This window comes from Pseudoxanthomonas sp. GW2 (genome assembly GCF_000283075.1).
Classification (GTDB): Bacteria; Pseudomonadota; Gammaproteobacteria; order Xanthomonadales; family Xanthomonadaceae; genus Pseudoxanthomonas.
Genome location: NZ_ALIP01000056.1, coordinates 1 through 4,476 on the forward strand (window position 1 = coordinate 1; position 4,476 = coordinate 4,476).

Below are 4,476 nucleotides of genomic sequence, written 5' to 3' on the forward strand. Positions count from 1 at the left end.
AAGGTGACGACCGGGCCGTCCTTCGGGCCCCAGTCCTTGTAGTACAGCTGCACGCCATCGCGGGTGGTGACGTAGTTGGCGGTGCGGGAAACGGCGGAAGTGCGGTTGTCCATGACAGTGCTCCAGGGATGGGGGGAATCCCGGCGCGGGTGCGCTGCCGGTGGAGCTACTTTGCCGAGGGGAGCTTATGCATACGTGACAGCACGTCCGGGAAACTTCACCGGGCGTCCGTGGCCTTGCGCAGGCGGGAGCATGGTCCGGCGGAGAAACACGGCCACGCCGGTTGCCGGCGCGGCGGTGGCCCCGCCCCGCGCCGCCGCCCACCGCAAGGCGCGCGGCACGCGGCGGGGCGCCGGCTCAGTAGTAGCCCATCGCGTCCTTGAAATCGCGCAGGAGCTTCCCGTACAGCTCGATCTGGCTTTCCAGGTGGCTCTTGGCGTCGGTGTGCAGGACCTCGAAGTCGAACTGCAGGTACGGGTCCATCTCGTGGTCCAGGTACAGGCGCACGTAGCGGTACTTCTGGTTGAACTCGTTGGCGGCCCGCAGCGAGGTGCCGTCCTCCAGGTCCAGCGCGGTCTCCAGCTGCAGCGAGCCGCAGCGGCCGTCCTGCTTCTTGCAGTCGTAGAAGTTCAGCCGCGCATGCAGGCCCTCGATCATGAACTCGATCTGCGGATCGCCATGCGAATCGGTGCCCAGTTCCGGCGACAGGTCCATCGCGCGCATCACCGCCAACGCCTCCCTGCCGCTGATGCGCTCGGCCGAAGCCTCGGCCGCCAGCAGCGGAGAAGCCAGTACCAGCACCGCGCCCAGCAGGCGCGTCTTGGCCTTGTCCAACATGCTTACCCCCCCTGTGATGTGGTGGCTCCCTGCCACCGTGGACGATGCGAGGGGACCGCCGGCATTGCGCCGCGTCCCCGGCGCGGAGGATACCCCGGCGCACGGGGGGATTGTCAGCTGCGCGGATCGGCCGGCAGCCGGAAACGCCCGCCCATGCCCGGCAGCACCAGCAGCACGCCGGCGGCGATGCGCACCAGGACCCGGGCCAGTTCCAGGGCCAGCTCCGCGTCCGGCGCCAGCGGCGGCCACAGGGTGTACGCCAGCAGGCCGGCCTCCACCACCGTCCAGGCCAGCACCCAGCGGCGCGCGCGCCAGCTGCCCTGCAGCAGCAGCCGCGCGATCCAGGCCACGAACAGGCCCATGCCCAGCAGCAGGCAGGCGGTGGAGATGGCGTACGCCAGCCGCCTGTCCGCGGGCGCCTCCAGCGCCAGCGCGACCCATGTCGGCAGCTCCAGCACGTAGGCGGCCACGTAGCAGCCCACCGCCTGGCGCAACCGCGCTGCCACCGCGGCCTGCGGCGCCGGTGGCCCGCTGGCGGGGGCCAGGTAGGGATTGCGTTCGGCATCCATGCGCACGGCTCCATGCCCGGGGCGTGGCCCCCGAGTTTTCCACGAAAACCCGACCGCGGGACAGGCATGCTGGCCGCTGCGCCGGACGCCGGCGCCCGTGCCGCAGGAGGAGCCACGCATGACGCCGCTGGACAAACCGATCCGCCGCGAACTGGACATCGGCGGCGAGGCCTACACCCTCACCATCACCCCCGAGGGCCTGAAGCTGGTGCCCAAGGGCAAGCGCAAGGGCCTGGAACTGGCCTGGACCGACCTGGTCAGCGGCGACGCCGCGCTGGCCTCGGCGCTGCAGGCTTCGCTGCGCGGCTGAGCCGCCCGCGGCTACGCGGCGCCGCGCGGCATGGCCCTGCCGGCTGCGGTGCGCAACCAGGCCAGCGCGCCCGGCGCCATGCCCTTGAACTTCGGGGCATCGGCCAGTGGTGCCACCAGCAGGCGCCGCGGTTGCGCGCGGCGTTTCAGCGCGTGGTAGAGCTGCGAGCGGGTGCGCGTGCTCGCGGCCAGGTACAGGCCGCAGGCCAGCGGCTGCAGCGCGGACCCGAGCGCTTCGGCACCGGGATCCGGCTCCAGGAACACGAGGTAGAGGATTGGCGCGTCCATGCCCGCAGCTTCGCAACACGGCGCCGGGGAGGACGTGAACCGCGGCCACGGAGGCGCATGCCCCGGCCTCCGGCCCGCCCCGCGATGCGGGACGGGCCGGCCACGCTCACTTGCGCGGGTTGCAGTTCAGCGCGCGGCTGCTGGTCGGGAAATCGATGTTGAACGGGCGTCCGGTCGTGGCCCGCTCGCCAATCATGCGTGCGACCGTGGCCGCGGCCGAGCCGGGGTCGGAGCACTCGCTTTCCACGTAGGACACCGAGTACACGTCCTCCGACACCACCACCGGCGCGGCCGAGGGCTCGTCCGGGTTGAACCGGTACAGGCGGATCATCGTCGTGACCTTGGGATTGATCCAGGTGCCGCCGGCGCGGCCCATGGCATTGGGCGCGTGGTCGACCTCCTCGCACTTGAGCATGCCCTCCTGCTCCTGGCAGGTGGCACCCATCGCGCCCATGATCAGCTTGCTGTCCTCGCCGGGCCGGCCCTCCTCGGTCTTGATGCCGATCCGCGCCTGGTAGCGCGGCGTTTCGCCCGCCGGCCACGCACTGCGCAGGTCGGACTTGGGCAGCACCTTGCGCAGCCCTTCCAGGTAGCCGGCGAGGATCTTCTCGCCATGGCCGGAGCCGCCGTCGTCCACCAGCTCCACCGCGACGCCCGACTGCGCGCCATGCTCGGAAAGCTCGTTGAACTCGGTGCGCTTGCCCACCGCCCGTTCGTAGGCGACCGACGCGGTGCCGCGCACCACGAGCAGGTCCTTCAACGGGTTGGCCTGCGCGAACGCGAGCAGCGGCAACAGGGATATCACTGCACCTGCAAGAACTGCTTGACGCTTCATGGTTCCCTCCTCAGTGGATGGCGCCGTGCGGCGCCGGGTGGCCATTCCGTGTCCACATCCCCCTCTCCGGACCACGCCTGGCCGCTCGCCCTGCGTGTCGCGTCAAGTACCGCAGCGCGATCACGCCGGGACTGCCGGGGAGCGCCCCGGCGCGCACACTTTACGCCGCGATTGCGCGCGTGCACGCCTTTCGTTGCGATCATTGTCCGCCGCGCACGACCATACGCAGCGGTCTGCACCAGCGGCTGCGCCTACCTGTCGACCGGCGCAGGCGCCCCGGGCTTCCACAGCCAGCGCAGCACGTCCGGCAGCAGGCGCCCGCCGTGGTCGTCCGAGTGCCCGCCCTCGCCCCACACGTGCGCCACCGTATAGCGCGGCCCCGCATCGCCATTGCGGCCGGCCTCGGCATTGGCCCAGTGCAATGCGGCCAGCATCTGCTGGTTGGCGAGGAACCAGTTGCCGTGCTCGTTGTCCAGGTCGTTGCGTCCGTCCTGCAGGAAGATGCGCAGCGGACGCACCGGACTCTTGCGGACCAGGGTGGGGTACAGGTCGCCGCCGGGCACCAGCGGCTGGCCTGCGGCCGCGGGGCGGTAGCCAATCGAGACATAGCTGCCGATGAAACTGATGACGTTGGCAAACGCCTGCGGCCGGTGCCAGGCCACGGTGAACGCGGCGATGGCCCCGCTGCTGGTGCCGCCGATCGCGCGCCGCGCCGGATCTTCGCTGATGCGGTAGCGGCGCTGGACCTGCGGCAGCAGCTCGTCCACCAGCATGCGCGCGTAGGCATCGTCCAGCGCGTCGTATTCCTGCGCGCGGTTGTCGGGGTTCGCGTAGCCGATCGCCTCCGGCCAGTGCCGCGCGCGATGGCCCGGGGTGACGAACACGCCAATGGTCGGCGGGATGTCGCCGCGGTGGACCAGGTTGTCGAGCACGTCCGGCACCCGCAGCGAACCGCCGGGATTGATCGCGCGGTGGCCGTCGTGGAACACCAGCAGGTTGGCCGGTTCGCTGCCGTCGTAGCCTGCCGGCACGTGCACCCAGTAGCGGCGCACGGTGCCGGGGATGATGCGGCTGTGGAACTCGAACGGCCCTTCCAGCCGGCCCTGCGGCACCTCGGCGTGGCGCAGCGAATCGGCGGTCAGCTCGTAGCGCCGCGGCGCCTGTTCCGCCGCGGCCGGTGGCGCGGCAAAGGCCGGCAACGCCAGCAGGCAGGCAAGCAACGCAGGACGGCATCGACGCATGGCGTATCCCTCCGCATGGGCCGCGCAAGGGTAGCGCGCCGTGGTGCTAGCCGCCGGTCAGTCCGGCCTGAACTCCAGTTCGCGCCGGTAGGTGAAGCCGGCGGAACGCGCGGGATCGGGCGGGAACAGGGACAGGTAGCCGGCGGCGATGGCGCGGTCCTTCATGCGTTCGCCCACGCCTTCGGCCACCTCGATCTCGACATTGGTGACCTTGCCATCCGGATCGACGTGGATCAGCCACACCAGCCGGCCGATGAACTGCTCCGGCGGGATGGAAGCATCGTAGTTGGGCCGGCCCAGCACGTAGGGCACGGAAGAGGGTGCATGGAAGGCCGCCTGCTCCAGGGTGGCCGCGACCTCGATGCGGGCTTCGCCCAGCGGTTCGGGATTGCCGTCG

The 4,476-nt window shown here is 71.0% G+C and carries 6 protein-coding genes and 2 pseudogenes; 1 reads left to right on the forward strand and 7 read right to left on the reverse strand.

The window, feature by feature from the left end:
* The 3 genes and pseudogenes from B351_RS18240 to B351_RS0104420 all read right to left on the reverse strand — a co-directional run.
* Positions 1–113 (reverse strand): annotated as a pseudogene (locus B351_RS18240) (alpha/beta hydrolase); the annotation flags it as partial.
* 244 nt (positions 114–357) lie between these two features.
* Positions 358–837: a YbjN domain-containing protein gene (locus tag B351_RS0104415; RefSeq protein ID WP_019397841.1), complete on the reverse strand. Its 480-nt coding sequence runs from the start codon at positions 835–837 to the stop codon at positions 358–360.
* Between the two features lie 113 nt (positions 838–950).
* Positions 951–1,406: a hypothetical protein gene (locus tag B351_RS0104420; RefSeq protein ID WP_019397842.1), complete on the reverse strand. Its 456-nt coding sequence runs from the start codon at positions 1,404–1,406 to the stop codon at positions 951–953.
* A gap of 118 nt (positions 1,407–1,524) precedes the next feature.
* On the opposite strand from B351_RS0104420, the gene B351_RS0104425 reads away from it, so the two are divergent.
* Positions 1,525–1,716 carry a hypothetical protein gene (locus B351_RS0104425; RefSeq protein ID WP_026010357.1) on the forward strand — a complete coding sequence of 64 codons (192 nt, stop codon included), beginning with the start codon at positions 1,525–1,527 and terminating at the stop codon, positions 1,714–1,716.
* 11 nt (positions 1,717–1,727) lie between these two features.
* Here the strand turns inward: B351_RS0104425 and B351_RS0104430 are convergent, their stop codons facing one another.
* The 4 genes and pseudogenes from B351_RS0104430 to B351_RS17745 all read right to left on the reverse strand — a co-directional run.
* Positions 1,728–2,003 carry a hypothetical protein gene (locus B351_RS0104430; protein WP_019397844.1) on the reverse strand — a complete coding sequence of 92 codons (276 nt, stop codon included), beginning with the start codon at positions 2,001–2,003 and terminating at the stop codon, positions 1,728–1,730.
* Between the two features lie 106 nt (positions 2,004–2,109).
* Entirely contained in the window at positions 2,110–2,838 is a 729-nt protein-coding gene (locus B351_RS0104435; RefSeq protein WP_050992135.1) for a hypothetical protein, read from the reverse strand.
* 251 nt (positions 2,839–3,089) lie between these two features.
* Positions 3,090–4,079 carry an esterase family protein gene (locus tag B351_RS0104440; RefSeq protein WP_050992136.1) on the reverse strand — a complete coding sequence of 330 codons (990 nt, stop codon included), beginning with the start codon at positions 4,077–4,079 and terminating at the stop codon, positions 3,090–3,092.
* A gap of 57 nt (positions 4,080–4,136) precedes the next feature.
* A pseudogene (locus B351_RS17745) lies at positions 4,137–4,476 on the reverse strand (hypothetical protein); the annotation flags it as partial.

Coding starts and splice junctions, on each gene's coding strand:
- B351_RS0104415 (WP_019397841.1), bottom strand. CDS start 837: ATGTTGGACAAGGCCAAGACGCGCCTGCTGGGCGCGGTGCTGGTACTG.
- B351_RS0104420 (WP_019397842.1), bottom strand. CDS start 1,406: ATGGATGCCGAACGCAATCCCTACCTGGCCCCCGCCAGCGGGCCACCG.
- B351_RS0104425 (WP_026010357.1), top strand. CDS start 1,525: ATGACGCCGCTGGACAAACCGATCCGCCGCGAACTGGACATCGGCGGC.
- B351_RS0104430 (WP_019397844.1), bottom strand. CDS start 2,003: ATGGACGCGCCAATCCTCTACCTCGTGTTCCTGGAGCCGGATCCCGGT.
- B351_RS0104435 (WP_050992135.1), bottom strand. CDS start 2,838: ATGAAGCGTCAAGCAGTTCTTGCAGGTGCAGTGATATCCCTGTTGCCG.
- B351_RS0104440 (WP_050992136.1), bottom strand. CDS start 4,079: ATGCGTCGATGCCGTCCTGCGTTGCTTGCCTGCCTGCTGGCGTTGCCG.